This window comes from Pseudomonas sp. S10E 269 (assembly GCF_002798465.1).
GTDB lineage: Bacteria > Pseudomonadota > Gammaproteobacteria > Pseudomonadales > Pseudomonadaceae > Aquipseudomonas > Aquipseudomonas pergaminensis.
This window is the reverse complement of sequence record NZ_PHIJ01000001.1, coordinates 2,438,601-2,454,243: the sequence shown is the minus strand read 5'-3', so window position 1 is coordinate 2,454,243 and position 15,643 is coordinate 2,438,601. Positions and strand designations below refer to the sequence as shown.

11 protein-coding genes are annotated in these 15,643 nt (G+C 64.5%); all 11 read right to left on the bottom strand.

Annotation, left to right across the window (positions count from 1 at the left end; all coding sequences use genetic code 11):
* Positions 1–54 precede the first annotated feature (54 nt).
* Positions 55–432: a hypothetical protein gene (locus CWC48_RS11250; protein ID WP_028618482.1), complete on the bottom strand. Its 378-nt coding sequence runs from the start codon at positions 430–432 to the stop codon at positions 55–57.
* A gap of 124 nt (positions 433–556) precedes the next feature.
* Positions 557–1,480 carry a type VI secretion system-associated lipoprotein TagQ gene (gene tagQ / locus CWC48_RS11245; RefSeq protein ID WP_100491881.1) on the bottom strand — a complete coding sequence of 308 codons (924 nt, stop codon included), beginning with the start codon at positions 1,478–1,480 and terminating at the stop codon, positions 557–559.
* An 84-nt stretch (positions 1,481–1,564) separates the two neighbouring features.
* Positions 1,565–3,274, bottom strand: coding sequence for an SUMF1/EgtB/PvdO family nonheme iron enzyme (locus CWC48_RS11240; RefSeq protein WP_078050745.1), 1,710 nt, complete (start codon positions 3,272–3,274; stop codon positions 1,565–1,567).
* Entirely contained in the window at positions 3,267–4,451 is a 1,185-nt protein-coding gene (locus CWC48_RS11235) for an ABC transporter permease (RefSeq protein ID WP_100492514.1), read from the bottom strand. The genes CWC48_RS11240 and CWC48_RS11235 overlap by 8 nt, the downstream gene beginning before the upstream one ends.
* Positions 4,451–5,155, bottom strand: coding sequence for an ABC transporter ATP-binding protein (locus CWC48_RS11230; protein ID WP_100491880.1), 705 nt, complete (start codon positions 5,153–5,155; stop codon positions 4,451–4,453). The genes CWC48_RS11235 and CWC48_RS11230 overlap by 1 nt, the downstream gene beginning before the upstream one ends.
* Positions 5,155–8,136 carry a serine/threonine-protein kinase gene (locus tag CWC48_RS11225; RefSeq protein WP_100491879.1) on the bottom strand — a complete coding sequence of 994 codons (2,982 nt, stop codon included), beginning with the start codon at positions 8,134–8,136 and terminating at the stop codon, positions 5,155–5,157. The genes CWC48_RS11230 and CWC48_RS11225 overlap by 1 nt, the downstream gene beginning before the upstream one ends.
* The gene (locus CWC48_RS11220; RefSeq protein WP_078050748.1) at positions 8,133–8,852 is read right to left on the bottom strand and encodes a PP2C family serine/threonine-protein phosphatase; all 720 of its coding nucleotides are present in this window, start codon (positions 8,850–8,852) and stop codon (positions 8,133–8,135) included. Before CWC48_RS11220 ends, CWC48_RS11225 begins: the two co-directional genes overlap by 4 nt.
* A complete protein-coding gene (gene tagF / locus CWC48_RS11215; protein WP_078050749.1) occupies positions 8,853–9,506 on the bottom strand; it encodes a type VI secretion system-associated protein TagF in 654 nt (217 codons plus the stop codon).
* Complete coding sequence (gene tssM / locus CWC48_RS11210; RefSeq protein WP_100491878.1) at positions 9,503–13,003, bottom strand: type VI secretion system membrane subunit TssM; 3,501 nt, start codon at positions 13,001–13,003, stop codon at positions 9,503–9,505. Before tssM ends, tagF begins: the two co-directional genes overlap by 4 nt.
* Positions 13,000–14,289 carry a DotU family type VI secretion system protein gene (locus CWC48_RS11205; protein WP_078050751.1) on the bottom strand — a complete coding sequence of 430 codons (1,290 nt, stop codon included), beginning with the start codon at positions 14,287–14,289 and terminating at the stop codon, positions 13,000–13,002. The genes tssM and CWC48_RS11205 overlap by 4 nt, the downstream gene beginning before the upstream one ends.
* A 6-nt stretch (positions 14,290–14,295) precedes the next feature.
* Positions 14,296–15,630, bottom strand: coding sequence for a type VI secretion system baseplate subunit TssK (tssK, locus tag CWC48_RS11200; protein WP_078050752.1), 1,335 nt, complete (start codon positions 15,628–15,630; stop codon positions 14,296–14,298).
* Positions 15,631–15,643 lie beyond the last annotated feature (13 nt).

The following is a 15,643-nucleotide window of genomic DNA, read 5'->3' as shown; positions in this document are numbered from 1 at the left end:
CGGCAAGCCGGCTCCTACAGAGTTTGTTTAGGAGCCGGCTTGCCGGCGATGAATTCAACCCTTCTTTTTCTTCGGCTTCAAATACTTGGTCAACCCCTGGAACCAGATCACCAGGGCCGGGTTGCCCTTGATCTGGATCGACTTGTCCTGAATTCCCGTCATGAACGCCAATTGCTTGTTCTTCGCCTGCATCGTGGCGAAGCCGTAGGCCGCATCTTTAAAGGCGATGGCGAACGCCGGCGACGGGTGAACACCCGAACGGCTGGTGATGCGCTGGTCTTTGACGATGAAGTGACGGGCAACCTTGCCGTCGAGGGTCTGCAGCTGGAAGGCCAGGTCTTTGTCACCCAGTTGCTGCTGGAAGGCGGGATTGGTGCGGCTGGCTTTGCCCATCATCAGGCCAAGCACCCACAGGAGAAGACGAAATTTCATGCACACGGCCTCGGTGTAATTATTAAGTGGCCGCAGCAGTTTAACGATTTGCTAAAAGAACGCCACCGATCTAGCGCATTAGCGGAAGATCGGCTGGCGTTTGACGCTTATAGCAGCATGTTACTTAAACGTTAGGGCAAGGTACCGGTGCCCAGTCGGCCAGGTTCGGATCGCGGCAGCTGCCTTCGAGCTGGGCCTTGCCGGCGCTGGCGACCTGCTTGCTTTCAGCTTGCTTGGCCTGCACGGTCTGGATGCTCTTCTCGGTGGTGACAGCTTCTTTCGGCACGACTGGAAGAGCCTGCTTTTTCGCAGCCTTGACCGGCTTCTTGCCCTTGGCCGGAGCGACCACAGGAGCGGTATCGGCGGTCGCCACGGCCACCACGTCGTTACGCTGCACGCCCACTTGCTGCAGGTCTTTCTCGTAGGCCTGGGTGTAGTTGTTCAGGTCTTCGCTGGCCTTGCCGTTGACCGCAACGATCAGGTCATTGGACTCTTTGAGGCCCGCGACGATTTCTGCCAGGCGCTTGCGGCCTTCGGTGTCGTTGACGGTCTTGGCCTTGCGGTCGGCCACCAGCTTGGTGAACGCGCTCTGGTAGCACTGTTGCGACGCTTTGGCGTACGCGGTGCTGCGGTCGATGTCGGACGCGCTTTTGTTGAAGTCGGTGGAGTAGGACGCAATGCGCTGGTTGTCATCGCTGATCTGCTTCTGACGCTCGGTGTAGTAACCCGCCGCGCCGCCAGCCAGGGCGCCGCCCGCTGCACCGATGGCGGCGTTACGGCCGCGTTTGTCGGAGTCGCCGGTCAGGGCGCCCAGCAGTGCACCGCCGGCCGCGCCGATGGCTGCGCCGGTGACGACTGACTTGGTCATGTCCGAGTCAGTCGCACGCAGGTGCTGCACCGGCTCGTAGCAGTTCGGGTAATACTCGACCTTGGTGCTCGACGCGACCTTGGAGGCCGGCGACGTGGCGCAACCGGTCAACACGGTGCTGAAACCAGCTGCGATCAGCAGCAAGTGACGCTTGGAAACCGCCTTACGGGAAAAAAGCATAGGTGTGTTCTCTTTTAAGTTTGACTTGCCCAGCACGGCCCACCGCCGCCTGAGTCCCTTCCAAGCTCGCCATACAGCCAGCGATCATCGCTGACCGCTCGCTGCGAGCAATTCCTTCAAGATCGTTGCCGGGTCGGCCCGCTGTTGTTTGCGGTAGTTGCCAACATGGCGAACGAACAGTGTTGCGCGCGTCACCAGGCTCTTGCCGAGCACTGGCTTGCGATCCAACTCTTCCTTGATCCGTTGAAACTGCGCCTGGATCACCGCATCGGTATAGCGCGTGCCGGTGGCCAGGTTGTCGATATAGATCGCCACGGCGCCATCGAGCGCGCTGCGGCCATTGGTGATGGCCATCTCAAACAGTTGCGCGCTGGCCTCGTCCTTGTTGTCCAGGGCCTGCTGGCGACTCTTCTGCAGGTTGGCCAGGCGGATGTTGTAGTTGGCGATGGTCTCGGCCACCAGGGCGGCCGACTGAATCAGGTTGCCCGCGGCTTCTTCGCGTTGCTGGGCGATCAGCGAGACATTGCGCTTGAGCTCTTCGTTGACCAGCCCCAGCTCGGCTTGCAGCTTGGGGTCGGCGCTGGCGGCGATGATGCTGTCCAGGCGCTTGGTCGGGTCCTGGGCGTCGTCAATGGCGTCGGTCAGCGAGGCCAGGCGGCCCTCTTTCTGCCACTGCGCGAACAGCTCCTTATAGCGCGAGCGCGGTGCCGACAGCGCGCCAATCGCTACGCGGAAACCGGTGGTCTCGTTGCTTTGCTCGGTGCCGTCGGCGGCGAACAGCGGGTACTCACGGCGCATGCCGGTGAACAGCGTGCCCTCGCCTTCCAGGTAGTTGCCCCCCTTGACCACAAAGCCGCCATAAGTGCCCTGGCGACGCCCGGCGTGCACCAGTTGAAAAGACTCTTGGACCATTTCTGCGGCGTTGCCGATCACATCGAACAGGCCGATCGGGTTGGGTAATTTGGTGCCGATGGGCATCAGGCGTGCGGCCTGGCCGGTGCCGCCAGCCACCTGGTTGAACACGGCGTAATCGCCGAGCGGGCCGTCGCTGTCACTGCCTTCGACGCGGCGGGGGAACAGGCGCCCTTCCAGGTCTTGGCGACTCACGGCATGGCCACCGCGTGCGGCGAATTCCCACTCCACTTCGGTGGGCAGGCGCACAAAACCGAGGCCACCGTCATCCGCCGAAGAACCGCGACCACTGACCGGCAGCAACTCACGGTGGTATTTCATCAACCAGGCGCTGTACACCGCCGAGAAGCGCTCGGCTTCAAACCGCGACAGCTTGACCTTGGGCAAGCGCCCGGCCATGCCAGTAGGTGCGTCGCACGCAGGCGCGGGCTCACCACTGGCCAACGACTGCGCCTGGGACATCACCTGGGCGTACTGGCGTGCGGTCACTTCGTACTTGCCGATGAAGTACAGCATCGGCTTGAGCGGGGTCTTGGCGTCGGTCTTCGGCATCAACGGCGCGATGACCTTGCTCCAGTCTTTGGGCAGGTCCTTGAGGGTGAACTGGCCGTTGATGAAGTCGCGACGGTAGCCGGAAATAAACGACTGCTGATAACCCGCCTCGCCTTCGGCAAAGGGGTAGCCGAGGCTGATTTCGCGGTCATCCAGGGTGCCCTGGGCCAGCACATAGGCATAGCGGAACACCATGTTGCCTTCGCACGGCAGCGGCAGGCTGACGTCGCCTTCCAGCGGCTTGGGGTTATCGAGTTTGTCACTCGCCTCATCGGCCCAGGCCATCGAGGCCAGGGTCAGCGCCACACAGGCGCCCAGTAACTTATACATCTCTGATTCCTTCAGAAGCCTGGATCCGCGCCACTCGCCAACCGCCACAGGCCGCCGCCACGGCGCTGACGCCGAGCACAGCAGCCAGGGCCAGGCCGTAATGGCGCGCCAGCAGGTGACTGGCGTGTTCGCCCGGCACCTGCACAAATAACTGATTCAACGCTGCCTCGGCCAGGCCATACAGCCCGGCACTGAGTACGGCAGCAAAGCCTGCGCTATACAACGCCTGCACCACCACGAATAACAGCAGCCCGCCCGTGGAAAACCCCAGCAGGCGCAGCACCGACAATTCCCGCCGCTTGCGTGCCACGGCGGCCAGGGCCCCGGCAAATATCGCCGCAAACGCCCCCGCCAACGCCAACCCGCAGATCACCCAGAACACGATCGACAGGTTGCGGCTCAACGACTGCACCTGCGCGATGGTCTGTGCCTGGGTCGACACCAGTAAATTCTGCGCCGCGAAGTCCACCCGCAGCGGCTCCACATCGGTGAGGGTGCGCGCGTATAAGCGGAACGCCGGGTAGACCCGCTGCTCATTCGTCCCCTCCACCTCACCACTCCATCCCAACGCCGGCACTGCGCGACCGTCACGGTAATCTTCCGCCGCTTCCAGCACTTTCAGATCGGCAAACAAGCCGTCACGGGCAAACGCTTCCAACGGCAGTACCGCCAGCACCTGCAAGCGTGTGCGCTGGGCTTCCACGCGTCCCGCCACTTGCCGTGCAAAGCTGGTTTCCAGCCAATCCCCAGGCCGCGCCGCAAGCTTCTCAGCGGCAGTGTGGCTCAGCACGATCTGGTCCAGGCCCTGTGGCACCGGCAGGCCGGCGAGCAACGGATCACCCGACGCGGTCGGCAGCATCTCCAGGACCAGCGTGCCCACCTGCGCGGTCGCCGCAATCTGCCGCGTACGCGGCAACGCAAACGCCACATCACTGCGCTGGCCGAGCTGCTCGATGAATGCGCTGCTGAATCGACCACCGCCCAACGGAATAATTTCACGGGTGGCGGGGTCGGTCTCCAAACGTTCGGTCAAACTGCTAACCAGTCCAAATTTCAGGCCGAATAACACCAGCAACGGTGCGATCACCGCTACCAGCGCGAGCACCGAGCAGGCGGACAGCCAGGCATCGTTGCGATAATCCTGCCAGGCCAGCGACGTCACCAGACCGAGGCGCATCAGCATGCCTCCCCAAGGGTCGCCGTCACACCGCCGTCGGTGTCGCGACGGCAACTGATGCGCCGCACCTGCAAGCCACTGGCGCGGGCCAGGGCTTCGTCATGGGTGGCAATCACACAGGCGGCACGGTGTTCGCGCGCCTGGGCCAGCAGCGCTTGCATCACGCGCTCGGCATTCAAGGGGTCGAGGGATGCCGTCGGTTCGTCCGCCAGCACCAGGTGCGGTGCATGGGCCAAGGCACGGGCACAGCTGACGCGCTGGCGCTGGCCCACCGAGAGCGCCGCCGGCTTCTTGGCCAACTGATCGCTGATCTCCAACTGTTCGGCCAGGCGCGCCACGCTGCCATCGTCCTTCAAGCCCAGCAGTTGCCGGGACAAGGCGATATTGCCGCGCACATCGAGAAACCCCAGCAGGCCACCGGTTTGCAGCACATACCCCAGATGCTGGCTACGCAGCGCGGCCAAGGTAGATTGCTGATCACCGCGCCATAGCCCGGCAATGTCGTGCTGATGGAATTCGAACTGCCCGACCTGGTCCGGCGCCAACACCAGCGCCAGCAGGTCCAGCAAGGTGCTTTTGCCGCAACCGCTGGGCCCGACAATCGCCAGTTGCTCACCCGCGCGCAGCGCCAGCGCCGGGATCACCAGGCTATAGCGCTGGCTACCGAAGCCCCGGCTCTTGTGCACCGCGTTCAGGTTCAGCATCACGGCAATGTCGACAACGGCACGCGGTACAACGCATCACCCGGCTCGGCATCGCCAAAGCGGACCCAGTTGGCCACGTCATTGTGGAAGGTTTCGTAGAGACGGATCTTCGAATCCAGCTCGTCGATAAAGTCTTCCTGCTCGGCCACGCTCAACGACAACCACAGGTCCTGGGTCATGTTCAGCGACTTGCTGCGGTACGGCAGGCCTTCCAGGTATTCACCCAGAATGCCGCCGTCGGCCAGGTTGCCGCCCTTGCGCAAGGCTTGCGGGTCGCGGCTCATGTAGGCCGACGCGCTGGCAATTTCCTGGAAGAAGTCCTTGGGCGAGGTCTGGGTCTTGCGCGCCGCGTCGACAATCAGTTTCAGCGATTGCTGCAGGTCGTTGAGCTGCAGCTTGGTCAGCATCACGCACACCTGGAAGGCCGGCAGCGCCGGGTTGGTCAGGTCGCGGTCGGCGGTCCAGGCGCTGACCAGTTGCGGCGCCTGGCTCGCGGCTTTGCGCCCGAGGAAATCCATGTGCATGGCATAACCGACGGCTGCGGATTTGTCCGCCAGGCTCGGTGCGCTGTTCAGCAATGGCACCGGCTGCGGCGTGTTGCTGCGCACCTGGTGCACAAGGTTGGCGAACACCGTGCCGATCTCATCCACACGTTCACCGAGCTTGCGCACATCGCCACCGGGCACCGCCGTGTAGAGGTCGCCAATCTGCGGGTTGGCGTCGGCGGTGAGGATGCGGTACTGGCTCTCGGCGCCGGCATGGGTTTTCTTGCCGGCGTCGGTGCGCAGGTGCAAGGCGTAGATCTTGATCTGCTTGCCCAGCGCGGCCTGACGCACTTCGGCTTCGTTCATCTGGGTGGCGGCAAACGGATCGTTCTTGCGCAGCGCGCCGGCGTCGGTGACCAGCAGGATGATGCGCCCGCCGTAGCCGGACCAATCCATGCCATCCACCGCCTGCATCACCCCGGCGAACGCGTCTTCGTTGAAGGAATGGCTGGACACGGTGGACGCCTTGACCTGGCGCGCCATGTCGAGAAACCGCTGCGGGTCGCGGCCCTGGTCAAGGGTGATCAGGGTCTTGGCCACGTATTCCAGGCCGGGGGTTTTCTTGATGCTGCTGCGAAACCCCACCATGCCGAAGCTGACGCTGTCCAACTCGCCCCGCTCGGCGATGCGAGTTTGCAGTTCGTGCACCACGTCGCGAACCTGGTCGATATAGGGCTGCATCGACACGGTGGTGTCCACCACCAGCACCACGGCCGTGCGGAAGGCGTCGGCGTTGGCCTTGAGCACCGGCGTCGAGGGCTTGGCCGCTGCGCTGCTGCCGGGGTCGATGGAGGCCACGTTGAGCAACTGCACAGGCTGGCCGTTCTCGTCGAAGCTCTCTTTGGAATCGAAGATTGGTAGCAGGTAGAACTGATTCTGCGGCACTGCGCTGGCGCTCGGTTCCAAGGCCAGGACCTGGCTGTTGTCTTCACTGTTTTTCTGCGCCTTGGCCAGGACGCCTTGGGCGGCGGCGGGATCGGCCAGCAGTTTTTCCACTTCGCCGGATTGGCGCAGGAACATCACCGGCGCCCGGCCCGAACGCTCGGTGAACTTGAGCACCAGGCTCTGTTTCCAGTCGCTGACCTGCGACGCAGGCAACCAACCATCGCTGCGGCCATCGGTGGCGGCACCGACACGCACCCACGGGCTGCCGTCGACGTCCTTGCGCTGGTAAACGTAGAGCACGGAAAACGCCGGCAGGGCTTTGCCCGGCGCGCTGCCTGCGTCAGCGGAAAGCGTGGCGCCCGGTTTGCTCAACACGCGCTGAAACAGGGTCTTCTTGCCCGCCATCAGCAACGGACGCTGGCCGCCATCAACTTCGGCTACCGCGGGTGGCGGCGTGACTTGCGGCACCACCGCAGCCGGCGGCTTGGCAACAGGCTCATCGCTGCCACTCAACCACCAGTAACTGGCACCACCGATGGCCAAGGCAACCGCCACCGCAACCGCCGCCAGCGCCAACACCGGGCCACGGCGCTGTTCGGAGACGGCGTTGTGTTGCGTTGGGGTCACCACCGGCTGGCGCACGACAGGTTGCGGCTGCGGCTTATCGGTCGGAATATCGATGGAGACCGGAGTCATGCCCGCCAGGTCGAAGCTCAACGGGATAGGCAGCGGTCGCACCAGGGTGGCCTCCGGTGACTCTGCCGGCAGGTTATCCAGCGCCGCCAGCAACGCCGCCGCATCCGGGAAACGTTCCGCCGGGTCCTTGGCCAACAGCTTGCGCAGCACCTCCTGGTAGCGGCCATGGTGCACCGGCAGTTCCGGCAACGGCTCGGTCAAGTGCGCCAGCGCCGTGGACAGCGCGTCGGTGCCGTTGTACGGCAGTTTGCCGACCAGGATTTCATACAGCACCACACCCAACGCATACAGGTCGGCCCGGCCATCGATTTCCTGGCCGCGCGCCTGCTCCGGGCTCATGTAGCTCGGTGTGCCCACGGCGAACCCGGCCTGGGTGAACTGGGTGCGATCATCCAGCGACTTGGCGATACCAAAGTCGGACAGCACCGCCGTGCCATCGGCGCGGAACAGAATGTTCGCCGGTTTCACATCGCGGTGCACCAGGCCCTGGGCATGGGCATAGCCCAGCGCCGAGGCGATCTGGCGGATCAGCGTGACGCCCTGCTCCGGCGTCATGCCGGCCGCGATGCGCTCCTTGAGCGTACCGTTGGGCAGGTATTCCATGGCCATGTAATACAGCTCACCGACATTGCCGATGTCATGGATGGTCACCGTGTGCGGGTGCGACAAGCGCGCCAGGGTCTTGCCCTCGCGCAGGAAACGCTCGCAAAAACTCGGGTCGGCCGCCAGCGCCGCCGCCATCACCTTCAATGCCACCTTGCGCTCCAGCGAGCGCTGGGTTGCCAGGTACACGCTGGCCATGGCGCCTTCGCCGATCTCGCCTTCGATGTCATAACCGGGGATGACGATGTTCATGGCGATACCTTCACGACGATGGCGGTGATGTTGTCCGGCGCCCCCCGGTTGAGCCCCAGGTGCACCAGGCTGCGCACGATTTCATCCGGCGCGTCGTGGCTGAGCACTTCGCGGATCTCATGGTCTTCGACGGTCTTGTTCAGGCCGTCGCTGCACAGCAGGTAGCTGTCGCCGGGGGCGATCAGCAGGTCGACCACCGCCAGGTCCAGGTGGGCTTCCACGCCAATGGCGCGGGTGACGATATTGGCGCGCGGATGGGTACGGGCATCGGCTTCGCTGAGCAGGCCGCTGTCTTGCAGGTCCTGGACGTAGCTGTGGTCGCGGGAGATGCCTTCGAGCACGCCGTCACGCAAGCGGTACAAGCGACTGTCGCCGGCCCACAGGCACACGCCGCGCAGGCCACGAGCGGCCAACAGCACCACCGTGCTGCCCATCATGGTCACGCCACGGTTGGCGGTTTCTTCGCGCACGGCCGTGTTGATGCGAAGCAAGTCGTTGCGCAGCGCCGCCGTGTATTCATCCAGGGAGCGCCCCACCGGTACGCTGCGCAGGCTGTCGACGATCAGGCTGCTCACGTAGTCCCCGGCCGCATGCCCGCCCATGCCGTCGGCCACCACCCACAGGCGGTTTTCCGGCAGGTCCAGGCAGGCGTCTTCGTTGACCTGGCGGACCATGCCCACATGGCTTTTGCTCGCGGATTTGTACGTCGACCCCATCTACACCACACCTTCTTGTCCGAGCAAAAACTGCGCAAAATCGCTGGCGGCAGGCAGGCCCTGACACCGCAACAAACCGGGGGAAATACGTTGTGAACCACGGCCCCACCACAGGCTGGCGCCTTCGCAGGCCTGTTCGGCCAGTGCGCTCATACGCCCGTGGGACACAGTGGCGGCCACCCGCTGCAAGCCGGCGAAACGGCTGCCCACGGCACGCGGCTCGCTCGGCGGGAAACCCAGGCCATCGAGGCCTTCATTGAAGCGTTCGAAGGTGGCGCCGGAATCCAGGGTGCTGAGCAACAGTGCTTCGGCCTGTTCGAACCAGCTGTCCGGACCACCCACCAGCGAGGCAGGGTTGGTGTCGTGATCGAGTAACGCCACCACCGCCAGCGGGAAATAGCGCCCCACCCGATCGATGCTCGGCATCACCACGCCTGCCGCCGCGTCCGGACCGCACACGCCCGGTGCCAGCACAAAGCGCCACAGCGGGCTGACCAGGTAGGTGTTGAGCCAGTCTGCGCCGAGGCTGTTCTGACTGGCGAGCAAACCCGCCGCCAGCCAACTGTCCCACGGGCCGACAAAACTCTGAGGCAAGGCGCGGCTGACAAAGTCACCGCGGCTGGCCAACTTGCCGTAGAAGCCCAGGGTCGTCATAGCCGCTCCGGCAGGCTGAAGCCGCTGAGCACACGGCTCTTGAACGGGTTGAAGGCGCTGTTGGCGCGCAGTTCGTAGGCGATGCTCGCACCGTCGACGCGCAGGCGCAGGTTGAAACGGTCCGGCGAATTACCGGCGGTGAGGTCCGACTGTTCCAGCAAGCGGAACCAGGCCCACGGTCCGTCCAGCGTCACACCCGAACGGCCACTGGCCGACGGCGGCATGATGGAGATACGCACCACGCCAATGCTGCCGGGGTTCGGCCATTGCATCGCCACTGGGCGGCTGGGGCCGTGGTCGTAGCTCAATTGCTGGCCGTCGAGGTCAAGCAGGAACTGAGTGATGGTCGGGTCCATCGACACCGGCTTGAGTTCGAAACGCACGATGGGCTGGGTGCCACCCGAGCGGAAGAACGCATCGCGGATCGTCGCTGCGCGCTGGAAGGTTTGCAGCACGCCCGGAGCAATGCCGAGCTTCTGCGCCGCGCCCGGCTGCCAGCGCCAGGTCTGCGCCGAGGTGTCCACGTAAGGTTGCAGGTATTTGCGGAAGTAATTGTCCATCACCCCGCCCACGCCGAAGAATTGCCCGAAGTCATCCAGGGTGGCATCCCGCGCGCTGCCGGGCGACATCGGGTAGCGGCCGGCCAGGGACTGGCGATACACGTTGACCACTTCGCTGACCCAGGCCGCGTTCAGCTGGTTACGCACGCCGCCCATCATGCTGTTGGTGGTGGAGTTGACCACCGACTTGACCATGCCCTGCACCAACGGTGGCTGGCGCTCGGCGTTCAGACTGACCCGCGTGGCCGCAGCCGCCGCCTGGTTCTTCGCCTCGCCGAGCAACGCATCGCCGCTGGCGCCGACCATGGCGCTGACCTGTACATACAGTGCATTCATATCGGTGAGCAGACCATCGATGGCCGCCGGCTCGCCTTCATTCTTGCTGACGATGCTGTTGAGCTCGGCAAAATGCGCGGTCACCGGATCATCCGCCGCAGCAGGTGCATTGGCGGTCGGTTGCTCCTGGCCGAGCAAGCTGCCCAGGCGCTCCTTGAGCTTGTCGACGCCACCTTCTACCGGCACGCCTTTGGCGGCCAGTTGGCGCTCTTCGGCTTGCAGGTCGGTTTCCTTGGCCACGGCCACCAGCAGTTTTTTCAGCGGCGAGCTCGGGCCGGAAATCACCCGCAGTACGTCGGCCGCCTGGGCCACGCTGGTGATCGGCACGAAGTCGATGTCCGCCAGCAACGCATCCCACTGGCGCTGGTAATCCTGGAAATACAGGCGACGCACATCGGCGGCGAGGCTCACCACGTTCTGCTGGTCGGCCTGTGCATTGCCCAGCACCCATTGCTCTTCGGCGAGGGTGCCGGTCTGGTTCAGGCTGCTCAGCAAAAACGCCTGGCGATAGCCCTTGGCGGTGAAGAACCCACTCAACGGCTCGCCAAGCGGTTTGCCACTTTTGCGGCTGAACACCAGCGCCGCGTCACGGCCGGCAGCTTCGTTGAGGCGGAAGTCCGGGATGCCTTCGGGCAGTTTCTGGCGCTTGACCCGGTCATACACACGCTGGGCTACCGGCAGTTGTTGCAACTGACGACGCAGGTCATCGATCAGGCGTGGGTCGAGGCGAGCACTCGGTGGATGACGTTCGAACAGCGCCTGCAAGTGCCCGGCCAGTGCCTGGCGCTGATCGGCCGGCAGGTCGCGGGGCAGGTTGCGGTCCCAGTCGAGAGCGATCCAGGCCTTGATGAAGTCCGGGTCGTAATGCTCGGTATCCGCCAGCATCAAGTAAGCCTTGAGGCCTTCGTAGAGGAAGTCGGAATTGCCGCCGCCGTGCAGTTGCTCTTCGATGCGCGTCACCAGGCGTGGCGCGAACACGGCGATCAGCAGCTTGCGGTAGACACTGGCAGACTCGGCTTCGAGCATATCGCCCTGGTACAGCCCCAGGCCCTCGGACCAGCTCGGCGAGTCGCCCGCCAGGTTCTTAACGGCGTTGAGCAACGGCAATACGGCGAGCACTTCACGCTGCGCCGGGCTCAGGTTCTGCACGGTCTGGCCCAGCGGTGCGACCTTCTGGTCGACCTGGGCGATATAGGCCTGGTTGGCGCGGTAACTCACCCACCACAGGCCGCTGACTACCACGACCAGTGCCACGGTGGCGGCCAGCACCCCGCGTGCAATCCACTTGCGCCGACGCTCGACCTTCGGGTTCACTCCCACCAAGCCACGCTCGGCAAACGCCACCGCAGTGAAGAGTTTTTCGATGAAGTAACTGCGCCCGGTGCCGCTCTGGCGCGCCAGGTGCTGGCGGTCCAGGTTCATGCTTTGAGCCATGGCGCCGATCAGGCGGTCGATCGGGCTGCCTTCCTGGGTACCGCTGGTGAAATACACACCACGCAGCAACACGCGCTCTTCAAAGGCATTGGGCTTGAACACGCCTTCGAGGAAGCTTTGCAGGCAATCCTTCAACGCGCCGAACTGCTGCGGGAAGCCGTAGATCAGGTCGCGCCGCGCCGGGTCGCGTTCCTGTTGCAGGCGCTCGACCAGGCGTTCGTTGAGGCGCTGTTCCAGGCCCGCGAACTCGCTTTGCAGGTGTGCCAACGGGCTGTCGCTGTTCTTGCCGTCGTCCAGGGCAAAGGTCATGCCCCACACCTGGGCGCGCTCTTCCTTGCTCAGGTTGTCGAAGAACTCCATGAAGCCTGGCACCAGGTCGAGCTTGGTCAGCATCAGGTAGATCGGGAAGCGCACGCCCAGTTGGGTGTACAGCTGCTGGATCCGCAAGCGGATGGCGGCGGCGTGGGCGGCGCGCTCGGCGTCGGTGCCGAGCAACAGGTCCGACAGGCTGATGGCGATGAAGGCACCGTCGATAGGCCGGCGCGAGCGCTGCTTTTTCAGCAGGTCGAGGAAGCCCAGCCACGCGGCTTTATCCACCGTGGAGTTGCTGTCCTGGGTGGTGTAGCGCCCAGCGGTATCGAGCAATACCGCCTGATCGGTAAACCACCAGTCGCAGTTGCGCGTACCGCCGACGCCGCGCACGGCACCGGCGCCCAACTGTGCGGCCAGCGGGAAGTGCAGGCCGGAGTTGACCAGCGCCGTGGTCTTGCCCGAACCCGGCGGGCCGATGATCACGTACCACGGCAGCTCGTAGAGGTTGCGGCGTTCATCGCCACCCAGCTTGGCCTTCTTCAGCAGCGCCAGGGCCTCGTCCATGCGCTGGCGCAGGGTGCTGAGTTCTTCGGCGGTGGCGACGCTGTTGGGGTCTGCCGGGGTTTCGGCGGCCAGGCTGCGCATCACTTCGGCGGCCTGGCGACGGGCCTGGATAATGCGGAACACGCGGTAGGCAATCCACACCGCGAACACCAGGATGATCAGCGCCCAGCGGCGCCCTTCCGGCACCAGCACGTCGAGCAACGGTCCGACAAACCAGATGATCAGGCTCAGGGCGATCAGGCCCAGCACGGGAATCACCCAGCGAATCATGAAACTGAAAAACGCCTTCACTCGACGCCCTCCGCCAATACGGTGATTTCAACCCGACGATTGCGGGCGCGGCCTTCTGCGGTGGCGTTGGTCGCCACCGGCTCGGTGTCGCTTCGGCCCTCGGCGCTGAAGCGCTCCGCCTGGCCAGTCTTGGCCGCGAGGATTTCCAGCACAGACTTGGCCCGTGCTTCCGACAGCGCCCAGTTGGACGGGAAACGCAGCGTGGCAATCGGGCGGTTGTCGCTGTGCCCGGTCACGCGTACCTGGCCTTTCACTTTGCGGATGGCATCGGCGATGCGCAGCATCAGCGGTTGGTAGTCATCGACAATGCTGGAGCTGGCGGACGCAAACAGCTCGTCGCCACGGATGGTCACCACTGAACGGTCGACCGCATCTTCCACGGCAACGCGCCCGGCCTTGATGTCTTCCACCAGGAAACCGGCCAGGCGTGGGCGCTCGATGACTTTGGGCTGCGCCACCGGACGGTCGATGGCCTGCACCGGGATTTCGCCCAACGCGTGAATATTCTTGAACACCGGCTCGGCATCCGACGCCAGCTTCATGCGCAAACCAAACAGCAGCGCCAGCAACAGCGCCACGCCGATAGCCACGGCGATCCATGGCGGCATGAATTGCGCCAGGCGATCCCGCGCCACGGTCACGCCGCGCCAGTGTGGCGACAGTTCACGTTCGTGTTCGCCACGGGCGCTGCGAATGGCGGCAGCCGTGCGTTCACGCAGGGTTTCCAACTGACTGCGGCCGTCGTTCATTACGCGATAACGGCCTTCAAAACCCAGGCACATGCACAGGTACAGCAGCTCCAGCAGGTACAGGCGTTCCCGTGGACTTTGCAGGCAGTGGTCGAGCAACTGGAAGACTTTTTCGCCGCCCCAGGCTTCGTTGTGCACGGTGATCAGCAGGCTCTGCTTGCCCCAGTCACTGGTGCTGCCCCAGGGCGTGCTCAACACCGCTTCATCCAGCGCGGTGCACAGCGCGTAACGCGCCAGCAGCACTTCATTACGTGCAATACCGGCCGCTTCGGCACGCTCTTCGAACTGGCGCAGGTAGGCCAACAACTGCGCGCGCAGGCTGGCCGGCGCCGGGTGGGCGATGGTATTGCGCAGGCGCGTCAGCAGGGCCAGCAAGGGGCCGGCGGCACTTTCCAGCGGGTTGAGGCCCTGGCTTTTGCCGGTGAGCATTGGCGCGGCTGGCATGGCCAGCGGCGACGGTTCGGCACGCACAGGTTCCGGCGCCCGGCCACCCGGACGCGGCATGAACTGGGTGCGGTCATCATCATTGGGATGCATCGCGGATTATCCTCGGATCGCCCAGAAGGCCAGGTTCAAGCCCGGGAACTGCCCGGCGATATGGAAGGCGAAGCCACCGGAGTTGCCCAGCTGTTGCCAAGCCTCGCTGCCGCGATCCAGCTCGTAATAGGTGGAACCTGCGTGGTACGGCAATTGGCGCGGCGCCACGGGCAGAGGCAACAGGGTGATGCCCGGCAGTTGCAGGTTGACCAGGTCACGGATGTGCTCCACCGAACCAACCTTGCTCTGCTGGCCGAAGCGCGCGCGCAGGGTTTCGCCGGGGACATCGGCACGCACCACCAGGATGAAACTGGCGTTGTCGAGCAGGGTCTTGTCGGCCAGCATCGCCACGTGGACGCCGTAGGCTTTCTCCACAATCGGGATTGGCGTGGCCTTGCTGTCGATCAGCATCGACAGCGCTTCACGCAGCGCGGCCATCACCGGGGCAAAGCTCAGGGCCAGGTCGTCGTGCTGGTATTGCGGGTATTCCTGGGGACGGCGGCCCGAGGTCGAGAAGGTCGAGAACTCACCGGCCAAGCTCACCAATTCACTGAAGAAGCGCTCCGGGTGCAGCGGGCTCAACTGGCTCAAATGCTGGATCAGCGGTTGGGCACGGTTGACCAGTTGCAGCAGCATGAAGTCGGCAATCTCCGACGCGCCACCGGCGCCTGACGCGACTACCCGCCCCGCCAGGGCTTCGCCACGCTGGTGCAGCAAGCCGAGCAATTCACTGCGGAACGCGGTCAGCGGCTTGCTCGCGGCGACGTCCAGGACCGGCGGGATGTAGGTGTCGTCCAGCACCAGCGCACGGTCGGCGCGCTTTTCCTTGATGCGTACCAGGCCGATGGCGGCGTAATCGCTGATGCCATCCTGGGCGGTCAGCAGGCGCAAGGCGCGGGAGCCCACGGCCACCGGAGCGCGGTTTTCGAATGGTGCGTTGTCGTCACGCACTTCACGGACCTGGCTCACGTAACGCGCGGCTTCCAGGGCTTCGCCTTCCTCCACTGTATCGCGGGCGCCAGCACGCTTGAGCGGCAGGGCCAGGTACACCAGGCCGTCGCGCAGGTTGTCGTCAATGTTCAGCGGGCTCGGCGCCAGGTCGTCCTGGGGGATGTTGAACGGCGTACCGTCTGGCAGCAGGCCGCGTGCCGACACGATTGCCAGCTTGCCCTGGGCCAGCAGGCCCTGGTCGATCAGCAACTCGGAAAAACCCCAGGCGCCGGCGGATAACGGACGGCTACGGGCGTCGATCAGGTTTTCCAGGTAACGGTCATGCTGCTGGAAGTGCTGCGTTCCGATGAACATGCCTTCCGACCAGACCACGCGATTGTTCCAGGACATGGGGGCTCCGATT